The organism is Roseomonas rosulenta (assembly GCF_016106005.1).
GTDB classification, from domain to species: domain Bacteria; phylum Pseudomonadota; class Alphaproteobacteria; order Acetobacterales; family Acetobacteraceae; genus Neoroseomonas; species Neoroseomonas rosulenta.
In genome coordinates this window covers 1-16,794 of the sequence record NZ_JACADR010000084.1, presented here as the reverse complement: position 1 = coordinate 16,794, position 16,794 = coordinate 1, and the positions used below count along the sequence as shown (strand labels likewise).

The window sequence follows — 16,794 nt, the reverse complement described above, 5'->3', positions numbered from 1 at the left end:
CCGCCCCTGGCGGCGCAGGCGCCGGTGCCCGCGCACATGCGCGCGGCGCTGGCCGCCTGCGGCGCGCCGCAGGATGCGCCGGTCAGGCCGGCGCCGCCGCCGCCATGAAGCGCCACTGCCGTGTCTGCACCGCAAGGTCGACCAGCGCCCGCACCTTGGCCGAGAGCAGCCGCGCCGAGGGATAGACGAACTGGATCGGCAGCGGTTCCGGCTCGAAATCCTGCAACACCAGCGCCAGCCTGCCCGCGCGCAGCGCCTCCTCCGCCTGGTAGGCGAGGGCCATCGTCACGCCGCCGCCCTGCACCGCGTGCCACAGCGCGGCGTCGACGCTGTTGGTCGCGTAGCGCGGCGCGATGCCGCGCACCTCCTCCACGCCGCCGCGATGGAAGCGCCAGGCCCTCGCGGCGCCGAGCGCGGTGCAGTGGATCAGCCTGTGCCGGTCGAGATCCTCCGGCGCCAGCGGCAGGCCCGCCTGCGCCAGATAGCCCGGCGCCGCCACCCAGACGCGCCGCGTTACCCCGACGCGGCGCGATACCAGCGCGCTGTCGTCCAGCCGGCCGATGCGCAGCGCCACGTCCACGCCTTCCTCGAGCAGGTCGATGTTGCGGTCGGACAGCGTCAGCTCCGCCGTCACCGCCGGATGGCGGGACAGGAAGTCGCAGACCAGCGGCCCGGCATGCAGCCGCCCGAAGACCACCGGGGCCGCCACCACCAGGTGGCCGGTCGGCGCGGCGTGCTCGGCGGCGGCGGAATCCTCCGCCTCCCGCAAGTCGTCCAGCACGCGCCGCGCGCGCGGCAGGAAGCGCGACCCGGCATCGGTCAGGCTCACCCGCCGCGTCGTGCGCTGCAGCAGCAGCAGCCCCAGCCGGTCCTCCAGCCCGGCGACCAGGCGCGTCACGGCCGAGGGCGACAGCCCCATCCGCCGTGCCGCCGCGGCGAAGCCCTGCGCCTCGGCGACCGCGACGAAGGCGGCGAGCGCGTCGAAGCGGTCGGTCATTATTGCCAGTTCCGGAGCAGTGCCGTGCGATCTCAGCAGATTATCGCGGCCGGCGCCATGAACCAGTCTCTGCGGGCAGGACGGACCCTCCGCCCTCGACCCAGGAGACTCCCATGTCGCGACTCCCCACCCCGGCCACCATCGCCGACGCCCCGGCCGTGACGCACCCGCAGCTCGAGGCGGTGCACAGGCAGCTCGGCTCCGTGCCCAACCTGTTCCGCCTGCTCGCCACCAGCCCGGCGGCGCTGGGCGGCTATCTCGGCCTGTCGGGCGCGCTCGCGAAGGGCGAGCTCGATGCCCGCACGCGCGAACGCATCGCGCTCGCCGTCGCGGAGATCAACGGCTGCGGCTATTGCCTCGCGGCGCATTCCTTCATCGGCGCCAACCTGGTGAAGCTCGGCACCGCCGAGATCGCCGCCGCGCGCGCTGGCCGCTCGGCCGATGCCAAGGCGGATGCCGCGCTGCGCTTCGCCGTCGCGGTGACGCAGGCGCGCGGCCATGTCGGCGCGGCCGACCTCGCCGCCGTGCGCGAGGCCGGCTGGAGCGATGCCGAGATCCTCGAGATCGTCGCCCATGTCGCGCTGAACACGCTGACCAACTACGTCAACGAGGTCGCCGGCACCGAGGTGGATTTTCCCGCCCCGGTCGCTCGTGCCGCCTGACACCATGGCGGGGAGGGGCACGCACCCTCCCCGCGCCGGAGACGCCACCATGACCACGCCGAGCGACGTCGTCTTCTCCCCCGCCGTGAAGGCCATCCAGACCGCGCGCGGATCGCGCGAGGGCTATGCGCGGATGGAACGGCGCGGCGGCTGGCGGGCCGAGGCCACGCCCGACCTCGCCGCCTTCATCGCGCAGCAGCGCAGCCTGTTCCTCGCGACCGCCAGCGTCGCGGGCCAGCCCTACATCCAGCATCGCGGCGGGCCGCCGGGCTTCCTGCGCGTGCTCGACCCCGAGACGCTGGCCTTCGCCGACCTCGCGGGCAACCGGCAGTACATCACGCTGGGCAACCTGTCGGAGAACCCGCGCGCGCAGATCTTCCTGATCGACTACGCGAACCGACGCCGCGTGAAGATCTGGGGCGAGGCGCGGGTGGTGGCGGACGACCCGGCCCTGCTGGCGATGCTCGCACCTGCGGACGCGCGCGCCGAACAGGCGATCGTGTTCCGCATCACGGCCTGGGACGCGAACTGCCCCCAGCACATCCCGCAGCGCTTCGAGGCGGAGGACGTCGCGGCGGCGCTGGCGCAGCGGGATGCGCGGATCGCGGAGCTCGAGGCCGAGGTCGCGAGGCTGCGCGGACCGGCGGCCTGAACGCGCCCCGGGCCGTTCCTTCTCCCGGTGGTTGGTGCCGGGGGGAAGCTGAGGCTAGCCTCGCGGGAAGGGACCGTCCCTGCCGGAGGAAAGCACCATGATCACCCGCCGCCTGCTCGGCGCCACCGCCCTGCTGCCCTTCGCCACGCCCGCCCTCGCGCAATGGCAGCCCACCCGGCCGATCCGCGTGCTGGTCGGCTTCGCGCCCGGCGGGGGCACCGACATCACCACGCGCACCATCGGGGCGAAGCTGCAGACGCTGCTCGGCCAGCCCATCGTGGTCGAGAACCGGCCCGGCGCCGGCGGCAACCTGGCCTCGGAAGCGACGGTGAACGCGCCGGCGGACGGCAGCGCGCTGATGATGGGCACCATCGCCTCGCTGGTGATGAACCCGCTGATGGTGCGCCTGCCCTTCGACGTGCTCACCGACCTCACCGCCATCGGCCGCTCGGTCGAGGTGACGAACTTCCTGGTGGTGGCCCCGGAGAAGCCCTGGCGCACGTTGCCCGAGCTGATCGCGGCGGCGAAGGCGCGGCCGGGCACGCTCTCCTACGGATCCTCGGGCGTGGGCGGGGCGGGGCATCTGGGCGGCGCGCTGCTCGATTCCATGGCGGGGATCGAGACCATTCACGTGCCCTATCGCGGCGGCGGGCAGCTCATCACCGATATCCTCTCAGGCAAGGTGGATTACTCGATCGCCACCGCGGCGACCGTGCTGCCGCATATCGAGGCCGGGCGGCTGCGCGCCTTGGCCGTGCCATCCCCACGCCGCAGCGCGCTGCTGCCCGAGGTGCCGACGGTGGCGGAAGCGGCCGGCCTGCCCGGCTACGAGGTGGCGAACTGGTACGCCATGATGGGCCCGCGCGGCCTGCCGCGGCCGATCGTCGATCGCGTGAACGCCGCGCTGAACGAGGCGATGCGCGACCCGGACGTGGCGTCGAACCTGGCCAAGCACGGGCTCGAGCCGGCGCCCAGCACGCCGGAGGAACTGACCGGCTTCATCCGCGCCGAGACGGCGAAGTGGCGCCCGATCATCGAGCGCGCGGGGGCCAACGCGAATTGATGTAGCGAGGGCGCGGGCCGAAATCTTCATTCATTTCCATGCATCGAGGCGCATTATCTTGACCATATCGCACTCTCCGACGTAATCATCTTGCGCATGCGAGTGGCGCGCGAAGGGCGGCTCCTCGTCCTTGGGCGCGGTCTCGCGCATCGGGAGCGAGCCATGCGTCAACGCAGCTTCGACAGGATCCTTCTCGCCGGCGGCGTCGTGCTTGCCTGCCTTGCACCGTGGGCGGCCGTCGCCCAATCGATGTCCCATCGCACGCTCGGCACGGTGAACTTCCCGGTGGAATGCAGCGCAGCGGCGCAGGCCGAGTTCAACCACGCCATGCTGCTGCAGCACTCGTTCTGGTACCAGATGGCCGGCCAGTCCTTCCAGCAGGTGCGCCGCGAGGATCCCAATTGCAGCATGGCCTATTGGGGCGAGGCGCTCACTCTGCTGTCCAACCCCTACGCGCCCCCCTTCGCGCAGAATCTTCGCCAGGGCCGCGCGCTGCTCGCCGAGGCGCAGCGCATCGGTGCACGCAACCCGCGCGAGGCCGCCTACATCGAAGCGCTCGCGCTGGTCTTCGCGAGCGATGACGCGGCGGGGCACCGCGCGCGCCTCACCGCCTATCGCGACGCAATGGGCAGGCTGCACGAACGCTACCCTGACGACGCGGAGGCGATGATCCAATACGCGCTGCTGCTCGGCGTGGCGTCCAACCCTACGGACCGGACCTATGCCGACCAGCTGCGCGGCGCGGCGATGCTGGAGCGCGAACTGGTGCGCCAGCCGGACCATCCCGGCATCGTCCACTACCTGATCCACCTGTATGACTACCCGGCGCTCGCGGCGCGGGGCGTGCGCTTCGCGGAACGCTACGGTCAGCTTGCGGCGGACGCGCCGCACGCGCTGCACATGCCGTCGCATATCTACACGCGGATCGGCCGCTGGGAGGATTCGGTCGAGAGCAACTCCCGCGCGGCGGATCTTGCGCAGCGCTCGGGCGAGGCGGACGACACGCTGCATGCGCTCGACTACATGACCTACGCTTACCTCCAGACCGGGCGCGACCGGCTGGCGGAGGAAACGATGCGCCGAGCGCTGGCGATGGCCACGATCGGGCCGACCCGCATCGGGTACGGCTTCGCCATGGCGGCGATCCCGGCACGCTATGCGCTTGAACGCGGTGCATGGGCTGACGCGGCGGCATTGACGCCGCGGCCGGCACCGGCGCCCAACTTCGCCTATACCGAGGCGCTGACCCATTTCGCCCGCGCTATCGGCTTTGCCCGCAGCGGTCGCCCCGCCGAGGCCAGCGCCGACATCGAGGCCCTCGGCCGCATTGCCGAAGCCCTGCGCGGCCGCGACGCCTACTGGGCTGAACAGGTGACTGTCCAGCGCGAGGCGGCCGCCGGCCTTCAGGCCTTCGCCGCCGGGCGGCAGGAGGACGGGTTGGCGACGCTGCGCGCCGCGGCCGAGCGCGAAGGCCGCATGGACAAGCATGTCATCACGCCCGGGCCGCTCGCGCCGGCGCGCGAACTCTATGCGGAAGCACTGCTGGAAACCGGCCAGGCTGCCGCTGCGCTGACTGAGTTCGAGGCCGTGCAGCGCACCGAGCCGCGCCGCTTCCGCGCTATCGCCGGTGCGGCGCGGGCGGCCGATGCTGCAGGTAACCGTGACGAGGCGCGCCGCCTTTACGCGACGCTGCTGGACGTGGCGGGCAGTGCCGACGCCACGCGCCCGGACATCGCCGCCGCGCGGGCCTATCTCGCGCGTTGACGCAGCGGCAATGACGGCGCGGGCACACCGCGCCGTCATCGCGATCAGCGTCCCTTGAACACCGGCTTCCGCTTCTCGTTGAACGAGGCGATGCCCTCGCGCCGGTCCTCGGTGCCGACCAGCTGGTTGTAGCATTCGATCTCGAAGCGCAGCGCCGTGCGGATGTCCATCTGCAGGCCGTAATGCATCGACCGCTTGGCCTGGCGCACTGACAGCGGCGCATTGCGCGCGATGGTGCGCGCGGTCTCCATCGCGGCCTCGTGGAGTTCCTCGCGCGTCTCGAAGACCTGGTTCAGGATGCCCCAGTCCAGCGCCTGCGCCGCGGTGAAGGGGCGCCCGGTCAGGATGATCTCCTTGGCTCGGCGTTCGCCCACGATGCGCGGCAGCGTCTGCGTGCCGCCCGCGCCCGGCATGATGCCGATGGTGACCTCGGTCAGCGCGAAGCGCGCGGCCGCCACGCCATAGGCGAAGTCCGACGCCAGCACCATCTCGAGCCCACCCGCATAGGCGTGGCCCGTCACGGCCGCGACGATCGGGATCGGGCAATCCAGCATGGTCCAGTAGGCGCGCTCGAAGATCTCGTGCTGGTGGCGCCACTGCGCATCGGTCATGCCGTTGCGTTCCTTGAGGTCGCCGCCGCCGCAGAAGGCCTTCTCGCCGGCTGCGGTGAAGACCACGCAGCGCACCTCGCCCGGCTCGGCGATCAGGTGCGACCACAGCGCGTGCAGGTCGCGCCCCATCTGCGTGTTGAGCGCGTTCGACACATGCGGGCGGTTCAGCCGGACCACCAGCACATGCGGCTCGGGTGCCTCCAGCGCCAGCGTCTCGTAGGTCGGCAGGTCCATCGTCGGTCTCCACGGAATCGGATGCGGCGCAGACTGCGCCGGGATCGCCGCGCTGTCAGGATGGCGCGGACTGCGACCTGCCCGGCGCCCCCGCCGCTTGACTCGGCGAGCCCGCCTGCGAGCATCGGCGCTAACCGCCGAGGAAGGTCGTTCATGGCCGACGCACCCGTCACGCGCCGCGCGCTGCTCGCCGCCGCAGCGCTGCTGCCCGCGCCCGCGCTTGCGCAGGGGGCCTTCCCCGACCGCCCGATCCGCCTGTTTATCCCCTGGCCGCCGGGCGCTTCCGCCGATGTCTTCCTGCGCGCCATCGCCGATGCGGCCGGGCGCAGGCTGGGCCAGCCGGTGGTGCCGGAGAACCGCCCCGGGGCCTCGGGCACGCTGGGTGCTGCGGCGCTCAAGGATGCGCGGCCGGACGGCTACACCCTGGCGCAGCTGTTCAGCGGCGTGCACCGCTTCGTGCTGGCGAACGAGCGCGCGCCCTTCAACTCGCTGACCGACTTCACCTGGATCGTGCAGCTGAGCGGCTCCGCGCATGGCATCGTCGTGCATGCCGACAGCCCCTGGCGCAGCCTCGCGGACGTGCTGGCCGCCGCGCGCGCGGCGCCCGGGCGGCTCACCTACGGGACGCTGGGGCCGACCTCGGTGCAGCACATGACGATGCTCGACATCATGCAGCGCGCCGGCGTCGAGCTCACCCACGTGCCCTATCGCGGCGGCGGGGAGCTGACCACGGCGCTGCTGAGCAGGCAGGTGGACCTGGTGGCGGATGCCTCCGGCTGGGCGCCACTGGTGGCCGATGGCCGCTTCCGCCTGCTGGTGGTCTGGGGCGCGGCGCGCATGCCACGCTTCCCCGAAGTGCCGACGCTGCGCGAGGCCGGCATCGACCTGGTGGTGGACAGCCCCTATGGCATCGGCGGCCCGCGCGGGATGGATCCGGCGGTGGTCAAGCGCCTGCACGACGCCTTCCGCGACGCGCTGGACGAGGATGCGGTGCGGCAGGTGATGGATCGCTTCAACCTGCCGCGCCTCTATCTCGACAGCGCGGCCTTCGAGGCGGCGCAGCCGGCCTCCTATGAATTCGAGCGTGCCGGCCTGCGCCGCGCCGGCCTTCTGCCCGCAGGGCGCTGAACCAGACCAGAGGGAACGACCCAATGCTGCACGAATTGCGCATCTACCGCTGCCTGCCCGGCCGCATGCCGGCGCTGCTCAACCGCTTCCAGAACGTCACCCTGCCGATCTGGCAGCGCCACGGCATCCGCCAGGCCGGCTTTTGGACCACGGTGATCGGCGAATCGAACCTCGACCTGCACTACCTGCTGGCATGGGAGTCGCTAGCCGAGCGCGAGACCAAGTGGAACGCCTTCCAGGCCGATCCCGAATGGATCGCCAGGCGCGCCGAGAGCGAGAAGGACGGCCCGATCCTGGCCAATGTCAGCAGCGCGATCCTGCAGCCGACCGCCTTTTCCTCGGTGAAATAGCGACGTTCAGCGGGGCGCCGGCCGCGCGTTCTGCGCCACCATCTGCTCGTCCATGCGCGGCACGTAGACGATGCCGCGCCGCGCCGCGACCACCACGACCTGGTTGTAGAGCGGGATGAAGGGCAGCGCCTCGCCGGCCTCGCGCGCGACGCGGCGCAGCTCGGCCTCGCGCCCGTCGCCGCTGAGCCCGTTCACGGCATGGATCATCGCATCCAGCCGCGCATCGCTGAACCCGCCACGGTTCCCCTGCCCGAAGGCGCGCTCCGGCACGCGCGTATGCACCGCCGTGGACAGGATGTAGGACGCATCGCGCGACGACGACAGCGACAGCCCATAGAGCATCAGCGGCAGGTCGTTGCGATGCGCCTGGGTGCGTGGGGAGAAGACGTTCCAGGGCTGCGTCTCCACCCGCGCCTGGAACCCCGCCCGCGTGAGCATCTGCCCCAGTGCCTGGCAGACCCGCGCATCGTTGACGTAGCGGTTGTTGGAACAGCCGATGGTGGTGCCGAAGCCGTCCGGATAGCCCGCTTCCGCCAGCAGCACGCGGGCGCGGGCGGGGTCGGCGGCGGGTAGGGGCAGCGTCGCGTCGAAGCCGCCGAACTGTTCGGGCACCATCTGCACGGTCGGCACCGCCTGGCCGTCCAGCGCGCGCGCCGCCAGCGCCTGGCGGTCGATCGCGAGTGAGAGTGCCTGCCGCACCCGGATGTCGCGCAGCGGGTTGTGCGGCAGCGGCGCGCCCGCGGCATCCGTCAGCAGCGGGAACTGGTCGAGGCGCAGGTTTGGCAGCAGGTACATGATGCGGTCGGAATTGCGCCGGAAGACGGCCACGCGCGGATCGCGCTGCAGGCGTTCCACATCGGTCGGCGGCACGCTCTCCACCAGGTCGGCATCGCCGCTCAGCAGGGCGGCGAGGCGCGCGGAATCATTGCCGATGACGCGGATGTTCACGCGCTGCCAGGCCGGCGCCTCGCCCCAATAGGCGTCGTTGCGCAGCATGGTCATGCCTTCGGTGCCGCGCGCCTGCTCGACACGGAAGGGCCCGGTGCCGATCGCCGCGCGCCCGGCGTTGAAATCGGCTGTGGTGGCGGCTTCCGCCACGCGCTTCGACACCACGAAGATGTTGGTGAGCTGCCCCGGCAGCACCGGGTTGGGCTGGTCGGTGTGCAGGCGAACGGTGTGCGCATCTACCGCCTCGACGCGCGAGATGGTCCGCAGGTTCGAGGTGTAGGGCCCGGGATTGTTCGGCAGCGCGGGCACGCGCGCGATCGAGAAGGCCACGTCGTCGGCCGTGAAGGCACCGCCGTCGTGGAAGATGACGCCGCGGCGCAGGTGCAGCGTCCATTCCTGCGGGCCCGTCGCCTCCCAGCGCTCGACGATGCCGGGGACGAAGCGGCTCTCGGCGTCGCGGTTGATCAGGCTGTCGTAGATCTGGCGCGCAGCGGCCATGTTCGGCCCGGCAAACAGGAAATGCGGGTCGAGGCCGAAGGGCGCCTCCACCGCCATGGTCAGCGACTGCGTGCGCGCCGGCGCGGCGAGCAGAAGCAGGCCCAGCAGTGCGAGGCGGATGCGTGTCATGTCAGGCTTCTCCCGCCGCGAGCCTTCGGCGCGCGGTGGGCCCTGTCAACCCGGCGTGGCGCGCGGCACGCCGAGCGTGCCGACCATCCAGGCCAGGCGGTGCTTCTGCGCCGCGCGGGCATGGGCGCGCGCGGCGGCTTCCGCCGCATCGCCGTCGCGCTTGCCGATCGCCTTCAGGATTGCGCGATGCTCGGCATGCGCGGCCTCGGCGCGGCCGCCGCGCGTCAGCAGCGTGGGCAGCAGCGACATGGTCGCCGCCAATTGCTCAAGGCTGCGCAGCAGGTAGCGGTTGTGCGCGGCCAGATACAGCAGCCCATGCAGCCGCTGGTTCACCTCGGCCAGCGCCGCGGCATCGCCGAAGGCCGCCGGTTCGGCGCCGACGATCTCGGCCATGGCGGCGATCTCGGTCTCACTGGCGTGCTGGGCGGCGAGGCGCGCCGCCGCACCCTCCAGCACCTCCCGCATGACATAGAGTTCCACCACCTGCTGGTGGTCGGGACGCGTGACGCTCAGGCCGCGCCGCGGCTCGTGCGTCAGCAGCCCCTCGGCCTCGAGCCGCGCGATCGCCTGGCGCACCGGGGTGCGCGAGACGCCGAAGCGCGCCGCGAGATCGACCTCCGTCAGGCGTTCGCCAGGTGCGAGCGACCCGTCGCGGATGGCCGCGCGGATGCGCGCATAGGCGGCCTCGCCGAGGTCGCGCATGGGGGTGGAACCGTCCATGCGACGAGGCTACCACGCCCTGGACATGCCTGGATACATCTGTATACATCTGCGTGAACCACGGGAGCCGTGCCGCCATGGCGGACCTGACCCAGACCTTCGACGTGCTGGTCGCCGGTGGCGGCAATGCCGCGCTCTGCGCCGCGATCACTGCGCGCCAGGCCGGCGCGTCGGTGGTGCTGGCCGAACACGCGCCGCGGTCCATGCGCGGCGGCAATTCGCGCCACACCCGCAACCTGCGCGCGCTGCACCCGGGGCCGACCGGGGTGCTGACCGACAGCTACCTGGAAGAGGAATACTGGGACGACCTGTACCGCGTGACCGGCGGCAAGACGGATGAGGCGCTGGCGCGCATGTGCATCCGTGCCTCCCAGCACGCGCCGGGCTTCCTCGAATCCTGCGGCGTGGTGTTCCAACCCTCGCTGTCGGGCACGCTCTCGCTCAGCCGCACCAACGCCTTCTTCCTGGGCGGCGGCAAGGCACTGGTGAATGCGCTCTACCGCACGGCGGAGCGCCTCGGCGTCGTCATCCTGTATGACACCGAGGTGCAGCATATCGAGGTGGCCGACGGCTTCGCGACCGAGGCGATCGTCTCCCACCGCGGCTTCCCCGCGCGCATCCGCTTCAAGGCTCTCGTCGCTTCCGCCGGCGGTTTCCAGGCGAACCGCGAATGGCTGCGCAAGTACTGGGGCGATGCCGCCGACAACTTCCAGATCCGCGGCACGCCCTATGCGCAGGGCCGGATTCTCAAGGACCTGCTGGCCTCGGGCGTGCAGGAGGTCGGCGACCCGACGCAGTTCCACGCGGTGGCGAACGACGCCCGCGCGCCGATGGAGGATGGCGGCCTCGCCATGCGGCTCGACTGCGTGCCCTTCTCCATCGTGGTGAACCGCGACGTGGAACGCTTCTACGACGAGGGCCAGGATGTCTGGCCGAAGCGCTACGCCATCTGGGGGCGGCTCATCGCGCAGCAGCCCGGCCAGGTCGCCTTCGCCATCAACGACAGCAAGGCGCAGCTCGACTACCTGCCGCCGGTCTTCGCGCCGTATCGCGCGGACAGCATCGCGGAACTGGCGGGCATGATCGGGTTGGACGCCGGCAAACTGGAAAAGGTCGTGGCCGACTACAACGCCGCCGTGCAGCCCGGCACCTTCCGCGCGCAGTCGCTCGACGATTGCCGCACCGAAGGCCTCGATCCGCCGAAATCCCACTGGGCCAGGCGCATCGACACGCCGCCCTACTACTGCCACCCGCTCAAGCCCGGCATCACCTTCACCTTCCTCTCGGTGAAGGTGAACGAGCGGGCGCGGGTGATGATGGCCGACGGCAAGCCCAGCGCGAACATGTTCGCGTCCGGGGAGATCATGTCCGGCAACATCCTCGGCCAGGGATATCTCGCCGGCTTCGGCATGACGATCGGCACCGTCTTCGGCCGCATCGCGGGGGAGGAGGCAGCGCGTGCAGCCCGGAACTGAATCCGAGACCGTCGCCGAAGCCCGGCGGCAGATGGAGATCTGCAACGCCTGCCGCTATTGCGAAGGCTATTGCGCGGTCTTCCCCGCCATGGCGATGCGACGGTCCTTCGCGGAGGCCGACCTCACGCACCTCGCCAACCTCTGCCACGGCTGCAAGGGCTGCTACCACGCCTGCCAGTACGCGCCCCCGCACGCCTTCGGCATCAACATCCCGGCCACCTTCGCCGATCTGCGCCACGAATCCTACGCGCAGCATGCCTGGCCGGCGCCGATGGGCCGCGCCTTCGAGCGCAACGGCACGATCGTCTCGCTGGTCGCGGCCTTCGGCATCGCCATCACGCTGATCCTGGTGGCCGCCATCAAGGATCCGGCGGTGCTGTATGCGTCTCACACCGGCGTCGGCGCCTTCTTCCGCATCATCCCCTATTGGCTGATGGTGTCGCTCGCCACGCTCACCTTCGGCTTCGGCGTCTTCGCCATGGCGATGGGCGCGCGCAGCTACTGGCGCGCCACGGGCGGGATGGGCGGCGCCTTCGCCCCCGCGCCGGCGGCGGAAGCGGCCGTGGACATCCTGACCCTGCGCAACCTCGGCGGCGGCGGGCATGGCTGCAACGACCTGGACGAGGGCTTCTCCCAGCGCCGGCGGCATTTCCACCAGGCGCTGCTGTATGGCTTCCTGCTGTGCTTCGCCGCCACCACCACGGGCGCAATCTATCACCACTTCCTCGGGTGGAAGTCGCCACACGCCTTCTTCTCCCTGCCGGTGCAGTTCGGCACCTGGGGCGGCGTGCTGATGATGCTGGGCGCGGCGGGGCTGATGCACACCAAGGTCATCACCGATCCCGGCCCGGTCTCGCGCAAGGTAGCGGGCGGCGAATTCGCCATGCTGGCGCTGCTGTTCCTGATCGCCGCCACGGGCCTTCTGCTGCTGGTGGTGCGCCACACCGGGGCGATGGGCGTGATGCTCGCCATCCACCTCGGCCTGGTCTTCGCCTTCTTCGTGGCGATGCCCTATTCCAAGATGGTGCACGGCATCTATCGCGGCATCGCGCTGCTGCGGAACGCCAAGGAGAAGCGCAGCCGCCCGGCCGCCGCCGCGGCCGCCTGAACCGTTTCAGCGCCGGGCCGGCCCGGCGCGCACATTCTCCCGCTGCCACCCGACAGGAAGGCAGACAGAGATGCGCAAGACCTTCGCCGCCGCCGCCGCCGCCCTCGCCACGCTGATCCTGGCCCCGCTGCCGCTGGCCGCGCAGGGCGTGAAGGGCGGCCAGGGCCAGGCCCCGGCGCTGACCGCCGACGGCGCCTGCTCCGCCGAGCAGCGTACCACCATCCGCCGGGCCTTCGGCGACGCGCGGCAGATGACAAATGCCTCGATCGCCTCCCTCACGCTGGAGCCCGAGGCGATCCGCCCGCACCTGGCGCGCTTCTTCGGCTCGAACCCGGCGGGTGCCATCGCCAAGAACTTCCGCGCCATCTCGCAGGGGCTCGATGAGCGCGAGGGCCGCATCGCCTACGAATGCAACCGCGCCTCCGCCTGCCGCGGCGCCACCTTCGCCTATGTCCGCTGGGGCGGGAATGCGCGCGAGGTGATGGGCTTCTGCCCGACCTTCTTCAGCGCCGGGCGCACCGGTCAGGACAGCCAGGGCGGCATCGTCATCCATGAGATGAGCCACCTGGCGCTCGGCGCCCGGGACCACGCCTACCAGCCGCGCGGCGCCGAGGCCCTGGCCAAGGACGACCCCGCCGCCGCGCAGATGAACGCCGACAGCTACGAATACTTCGCCGAGTTCCTGCCGCGCTGATATTGCCCCCCAGCCGGCAGTGAAACCCCGCCGGGGCCGCGCAATCCTGCGCGGCCCCGGCGGGAACTCTTTTTTGTGCCCTCAGACGGCGGGCGCCGGCCATCCGGCCGGCTTGCCTTCGCGCCACGCGCTGGTGCGCCGGGCGCGGCTGATGGGCTGGGCGCGGTCGCGCATGCGCGCTCCCGGATCGCTGCGCGATCCGTTTCTCGCGTCCCTCAGGTGGCGGGCGCCCTACATCCGCCCACCTTGCCTGCGCGCCGTGCCCTCCCGGGTCGCTGCGCGATCCGCTTCTTGCCCTCGGACGGCGGGTGCGGCCCATCCGGCCGGCCTGCCCCTCGACAGCCATCGCCTCGGCTGCTTCCCTGCGCGCGCCAGACACACGCAGGAGGAAACAGCCCCGCCATGAGCATCAACGGCGCAGCCTATATCGTCGGGGCCTTCGAGCACCCGACGCGCAAGGCCGAGGGCCAGTCGGTCGCGCAGCTCCATGCCGAGGTCGCCTACGGCGCCTTGCAGGATGCCGGCCTCTCGCACGACGACATCGACGGCTATTTCTGCACCGCCGCGGCACCCGGGCTCGGGCCGATCAACATGGCGGACTACATGGGGCTGACGAAGCTGCGCCATGTCGATTCGACCGACATGGGCGGCTGCTCCTACGTCATGCATGTCGGCCACGCGGCGCAGGCCATCAAGGAGGGGCGCTGCAACATCGCGCTCATCACCCTGGCCGGCCGGCCGCGCGCCGAAGGCATGGCGACGGGTACCGTGCCGCGCTCCTGGGCGCCGAACATCCCGGACGACCCGTTCGAGATCCCGATGGCGCGCACCGTCGTGACCTCCTACGCGAATGTCGCGGCTCGCCACATGTACGAATACGGCACGACGTCGGAACAGCTCGCCTGGATCAAGGTGGCGGCCTCGCAGCACGCGCAGCACAACCCGCACGCCATGCTGCCGAAGGTCGTGACGGTCGAGGACGTGGTGAATTCGCCCATGGTGGCGGACCCGCTGCATCGCCTCGACTGCTGCGTGATCTCCGATGGCGGCGGCGCGCTCATCGTTGCCCGGCCGGAGATCGCGAAGTCGCTCAAGCGCCCGCTGGTCAAGGTGCTCGGCTGCGCCGAGGCCACCAAGAACCAGGCCGGCGGCGGGATCGACCTGACCTATTCCGCCGTGCGCCAGTCCGGCGCGGCTGCCTTCGCCGAGGCCAAGGTCACGCCCAAGGACATCCAGTACGCCTCGATCTACGACAGCTTCACCATCACGGTGCTGATGCAGATCGAGGACCTGGGCTTTGCCGAAAAGGGCAAGGGCGGCGCCTTCGTCGCCGACGGCAACCTGATCTCGGGCGTCGGCAAGCTGCCCTTCAACACGGATGGCGGCGGGCTGTGCAACAACCACCCGGCCAACCGCGGCGGCATGACCAAGGTGATCGAGGCGGTGCGCCAGCTCCGCGGCGAAGCGCATCCGAAAGTGCAGGTCCAGGGCTGCAAGCTCGCACTCGCCAACGGCGTGGGCGGCCTGCTGGGCCACCGCCATGGCGGTGCGACCCTCATCATGGAGCGGGAGTGATCACCATGGCCACGCAGGCTGCCAACCGCGCCATCCCGGCGCCCAAGGAAGACCCCACCACCAAGCCGTTCTGGGACGCCGCCCGCGAGGGCCGCTTCCTGATCGGCCTGTGCAAGGATACCGGCAAGCACTTCTGGTATCCGCGCGGCTGCTCGCCCTTCACGCTGTCCAACAACGTGGAACTGGTCGAGGCCAAGGGTACCGGCACGATCTACAGCTATACGGTGATGCGCTCGAAGGAGCCGCATGCGCCCGCCTATGTCGAGCTCGACGAAGGCCCGCGCATCTTCACCAACATCGTGGATTGCGACCTCGATGCGCTGAAGATCGGCCAGAAGGTGAAGCTGGTCTTCAAGGCCACGGAAGACGGCGGCGCCCCGGTGCCGATGTTCACCCCCGCCTGACCCGCCGCGGGGCCCCGGACGCACCGGGGCCCCGACCGGCACGCGGCTTGCCAACCCGAGCGCAATCACAACCGCTCGGGGCTTCGCATCATGTCGCTTTCCCGCTTCTCACGCCGCGCCCTGCTGGGCGCGGGCGCTTCCGGCCTCGCCGCGCCGCTCATGCCGGAGGCGATCGGCACCGCCCATGCCCAAACAACGGGCGAGCGCGTGCTTCGTTACGGCATCTCCATGGCCGACATCCCCCAGACCACGGGGCAGCCGGACCGCGGCGCCGGCGCCTACCAGTTCACCGGTCACACCATCTACGACCCGCTGGTGGCCTGGGAGATGAACGTCGCCGACCGCCCGGGCAAGCTGATGCCGGGCCTCGCCACATCCTGGGAATCCGACCCCGCCGACCGGCGCAAATGGGTGTTCCGCCTGCGCCAGGGCGTGAAGTTCCACGACGGCTCGGATTTCGACGCCGACGCCGTGATCTGGAACTTCGACAAGGTGCTGAACAACCAGGCGCCGCATTTCGACCAGCGCCAGGCCGCGCAGGTGCGCCCGCGCCTGCCCTCCGTCGCGTCCTACCGCAAGGTGGATGCGATGACGGTCGAGGTAACCACCCGCGCGGTGGACAGCTTCTTCCCCTACCAGATGCTGTGGTTCCTGATCTCCTCGCCGGCGCAGTACGCGAAGCTCGGCAATTCCTGGGACCGCTTCGCCAACGAGCCCTCGGGCACCGGGCCCTTCCGCCTGTCGCGACTGGTGCCGCGCGAACGCGCCGAGCTGGTCCGCAACACCGGCTATTGGGACCCCACGCGGATGCCGAAGGTGGACCGCATCATCCTGGTGGTCGCACCCGAGACCACCACGCGCTCCAATGCCCTCATCTCCGGCCAGCTCGACCTGATCGAGAGCCCCGCGCCCGACCTGCTGCCGCGCCTGCGACAGTCCGGCGCGCGCATCGTCGAGAACGTCACGCCGCATGTCTGGAACTACCACCTGTCCCTGCTGGAGGGCTCGCCCTGGCGCGACGTGCGGCTGCGCCGCGCCGCCAACCTCGCGATCAACCGCGACGAGGTGGTGGCGTTGCTGAACGGCCTCGCCAAGCCGGCGGTCGGCGTGGTGGACCCGTCCTCGCCCTGGTTCGGCCGGCCGGAATTCCAGATCAAGACCGACCTCGACGCCGCGCGGCGCCTGGTGCGCGAGGCCGGCTTCTCGCCCCAGAACCCGCTGCGCACGCGCTTCATCGTGCCCACCGGCGGGTCGGGGCAGATGGTCTCGATGCCGATGAACGAATACATCCAGTCCGCCTGGCGCGAGGTCGGCATCCAAGTGGAGTTCCAGGTGGTGGAGCTCGAAGTGCTCTACACCGCCTGGCGCCAGGGCGCGGCGGGCGAGATCAGCCGGGCGGGCAACATCACCGCGAACAACGTCGCCTACCTGACCAGTGACCCGCTCTACGCCTTCATCCGCTTTTTCCATTCCAACCAGATCGCGCCGGTCGGCGTGAACTACGGCCACTATCGCGACGCCGAGATGGACCAGATGCTGGACGCCGCCATGGCCACCTTCGACGTGGCGGAGCAGGACGCGATCATGCGCCGCGTTCACGAGAAGGCGGTGAACGAGGCACTTTGGGTCTTCGTGGTGCACGACACCAACCCCAAGGCGCTGGGCCGCAACGTGCGCGGCTACGTGCCGGCGCAGCACTGGTTCCAGGACCTGACGACGCTGGCCTGACTTGGCGCCGAGGGGGCGCCCGCCGTGCGGCGGGCGCCCCGGGAGCGCGGGCGC

Annotated in this window: 16 protein-coding genes; 12 read left to right on the top strand and 4 right to left on the bottom strand. The window is 71.0% G+C overall.

Annotation, left to right across the window (positions count from 1 at the left end):
• Nucleotides 1-82: 82 nt before the first annotated feature.
• On the bottom strand, nucleotides 83-997 hold the full coding sequence (locus tag HW578_RS12295; protein WP_198370847.1) for a LysR family transcriptional regulator: 915 nt from the start codon (nucleotides 995-997) through the stop codon (nucleotides 83-85).
• A 113-nt stretch (nucleotides 998-1,110) separates the two neighbouring features.
• On the opposite strand from HW578_RS12295, the gene HW578_RS12290 reads away from it, so the two are divergent.
• The 4 genes from HW578_RS12290 to HW578_RS12275 all read left to right on the top strand — a co-directional run bounded on the left by HW578_RS12290 (nucleotide 1,111) and on the right by HW578_RS12275 (nucleotide 5,138).
• On the top strand, nucleotides 1,111-1,659 hold the full coding sequence (locus HW578_RS12290) for a carboxymuconolactone decarboxylase family protein (RefSeq protein WP_198370846.1): 549 nt from the start codon (nucleotides 1,111-1,113) through the stop codon (nucleotides 1,657-1,659).
• A gap of 49 nt (nucleotides 1,660-1,708) precedes the next feature.
• Nucleotides 1,709-2,311, top strand: a complete 603-nt coding sequence (locus HW578_RS12285) for a pyridoxamine 5'-phosphate oxidase family protein (protein WP_198370845.1) — start codon at nucleotides 1,709-1,711, stop codon at nucleotides 2,309-2,311.
• Nucleotides 2,312-2,408: 97 nt separating this feature from the next.
• Nucleotides 2,409-3,374, top strand: coding sequence for a Bug family tripartite tricarboxylate transporter substrate binding protein (locus tag HW578_RS12280; RefSeq protein ID WP_198370844.1), 966 nt, complete (start codon nucleotides 2,409-2,411; stop codon nucleotides 3,372-3,374).
• Between the two features lie 249 nt (nucleotides 3,375-3,623).
• Nucleotides 3,624-5,138 (top strand): tetratricopeptide repeat protein, encoded by a 1,515-nt coding sequence (locus HW578_RS12275; protein WP_198370843.1) that lies wholly within the window; start codon nucleotides 3,624-3,626, stop codon nucleotides 5,136-5,138.
• A 44-nt stretch (nucleotides 5,139-5,182) separates the two neighbouring features.
• Here HW578_RS12275 and HW578_RS12270 read toward each other — a convergent pair whose 3' ends face one another.
• Entirely contained in the window at nucleotides 5,183-5,983 is an 801-nt protein-coding gene (locus tag HW578_RS12270) for an enoyl-CoA hydratase/isomerase family protein (RefSeq protein ID WP_198370842.1), read from the bottom strand.
• Nucleotides 5,984-6,136: 153 nt separating this feature from the next.
• On the opposite strand from HW578_RS12270, the gene HW578_RS12265 reads away from it, so the two are divergent.
• Complete coding sequence (locus HW578_RS12265; protein WP_198370841.1) at nucleotides 6,137-7,111, top strand: tripartite tricarboxylate transporter substrate binding protein; 975 nt, start codon at nucleotides 6,137-6,139, stop codon at nucleotides 7,109-7,111.
• 23 nt (nucleotides 7,112-7,134) lie between these two features.
• Nucleotides 7,135-7,461 carry an NIPSNAP family protein gene (locus HW578_RS12260; RefSeq protein ID WP_198370840.1) on the top strand — a complete coding sequence of 109 codons (327 nt, stop codon included), beginning with the start codon at nucleotides 7,135-7,137 and terminating at the stop codon, nucleotides 7,459-7,461.
• A gap of 6 nt (nucleotides 7,462-7,467) precedes the next feature.
• On the opposite strand, the gene HW578_RS12255 is transcribed toward HW578_RS12260, so the two are convergent.
• Nucleotides 7,468-9,036 (bottom strand): ABC transporter substrate-binding protein, encoded by a 1,569-nt coding sequence (locus HW578_RS12255; protein WP_198370839.1) that lies wholly within the window; start codon nucleotides 9,034-9,036, stop codon nucleotides 7,468-7,470.
• Nucleotides 9,037-9,081: 45 nt separating this feature from the next.
• A complete protein-coding gene (locus HW578_RS12250; RefSeq protein WP_198370838.1) occupies nucleotides 9,082-9,756 on the bottom strand; it encodes a GntR family transcriptional regulator in 675 nt (224 codons plus the stop codon).
• A 77-nt stretch (nucleotides 9,757-9,833) separates the two neighbouring features.
• On the opposite strand from HW578_RS12250, the gene tcuA reads away from it, so the two are divergent.
• From tcuA to HW578_RS12220, 6 genes are all read left to right on the top strand, one after another.
• Entirely contained in the window at nucleotides 9,834-11,231 is a 1,398-nt protein-coding gene (gene tcuA / locus HW578_RS12245) for an FAD-dependent tricarballylate dehydrogenase TcuA (RefSeq protein ID WP_198370837.1), read from the top strand.
• Complete coding sequence (gene tcuB, locus HW578_RS12240; protein ID WP_369407882.1) at nucleotides 11,215-12,339, top strand: tricarballylate utilization 4Fe-4S protein TcuB; 1,125 nt, start codon at nucleotides 11,215-11,217, stop codon at nucleotides 12,337-12,339. Before tcuA ends, tcuB begins: the two co-directional genes overlap by 17 nt.
• Nucleotides 12,340-12,409: 70 nt before the next feature.
• Nucleotides 12,410-13,033 (top strand): M35 family metallopeptidase, encoded by a 624-nt coding sequence (locus HW578_RS12235; RefSeq protein ID WP_198370836.1) that lies wholly within the window; start codon nucleotides 12,410-12,412, stop codon nucleotides 13,031-13,033.
• Between the two features lie 402 nt (nucleotides 13,034-13,435).
• On the top strand, nucleotides 13,436-14,608 hold the full coding sequence (locus HW578_RS12230) for a thiolase domain-containing protein (protein ID WP_198370835.1): 1,173 nt from the start codon (nucleotides 13,436-13,438) through the stop codon (nucleotides 14,606-14,608).
• 5 nt (nucleotides 14,609-14,613) lie between these two features.
• A complete protein-coding gene (locus tag HW578_RS12225; protein ID WP_198370834.1) occupies nucleotides 14,614-15,012 on the top strand; it encodes a Zn-ribbon domain-containing OB-fold protein in 399 nt (132 codons plus the stop codon).
• A gap of 90 nt (nucleotides 15,013-15,102) precedes the next feature.
• Nucleotides 15,103-16,740, top strand: coding sequence for an ABC transporter substrate-binding protein (locus HW578_RS12220; RefSeq protein ID WP_198370833.1), 1,638 nt, complete (start codon nucleotides 15,103-15,105; stop codon nucleotides 16,738-16,740).
• Nucleotides 16,741-16,794 lie beyond the last annotated feature (54 nt).

Bases quoted from the DNA above. Each gene is read 5' to 3' on its own strand.
- HW578_RS12295 (WP_198370847.1), bottom strand. From the start codon at position 997: ATGACCGACCGCTTCGACGCGCTCGCCGCCTTCGTCGCGGTCGCCGAG.
- HW578_RS12290 (WP_198370846.1), top strand. From the start codon at position 1,111: ATGTCGCGACTCCCCACCCCGGCCACCATCGCCGACGCCCCGGCCGTG.
- HW578_RS12285 (WP_198370845.1), top strand. From the start codon at position 1,709: ATGACCACGCCGAGCGACGTCGTCTTCTCCCCCGCCGTGAAGGCCATC.
- HW578_RS12280 (WP_198370844.1), top strand. From the start codon at position 2,409: ATGATCACCCGCCGCCTGCTCGGCGCCACCGCCCTGCTGCCCTTCGCC.
- HW578_RS12275 (WP_198370843.1), top strand. From the start codon at position 3,624: ATGTCCCATCGCACGCTCGGCACGGTGAACTTCCCGGTGGAATGCAGC.
- HW578_RS12270 (WP_198370842.1), bottom strand. From the start codon at position 5,983: ATGGACCTGCCGACCTACGAGACGCTGGCGCTGGAGGCACCCGAGCCG.
- HW578_RS12265 (WP_198370841.1), top strand. From the start codon at position 6,137: ATGGCCGACGCACCCGTCACGCGCCGCGCGCTGCTCGCCGCCGCAGCG.
- HW578_RS12260 (WP_198370840.1), top strand. From the start codon at position 7,135: ATGCTGCACGAATTGCGCATCTACCGCTGCCTGCCCGGCCGCATGCCG.
- HW578_RS12255 (WP_198370839.1), bottom strand. From the start codon at position 9,036: ATGACACGCATCCGCCTCGCACTGCTGGGCCTGCTTCTGCTCGCCGCG.
- HW578_RS12250 (WP_198370838.1), bottom strand. From the start codon at position 9,756: ATGGACGGTTCCACCCCCATGCGCGACCTCGGCGAGGCCGCCTATGCG.
- tcuA (WP_198370837.1), top strand. From the start codon at position 9,834: ATGGCGGACCTGACCCAGACCTTCGACGTGCTGGTCGCCGGTGGCGGC.
- HW578_RS12235 (WP_198370836.1), top strand. From the start codon at position 12,410: ATGCGCAAGACCTTCGCCGCCGCCGCCGCCGCCCTCGCCACGCTGATC.
- HW578_RS12230 (WP_198370835.1), top strand. From the start codon at position 13,436: ATGAGCATCAACGGCGCAGCCTATATCGTCGGGGCCTTCGAGCACCCG.
- HW578_RS12225 (WP_198370834.1), top strand. From the start codon at position 14,614: ATGGCCACGCAGGCTGCCAACCGCGCCATCCCGGCGCCCAAGGAAGAC.
- HW578_RS12220 (WP_198370833.1), top strand. From the start codon at position 15,103: ATGTCGCTTTCCCGCTTCTCACGCCGCGCCCTGCTGGGCGCGGGCGCT.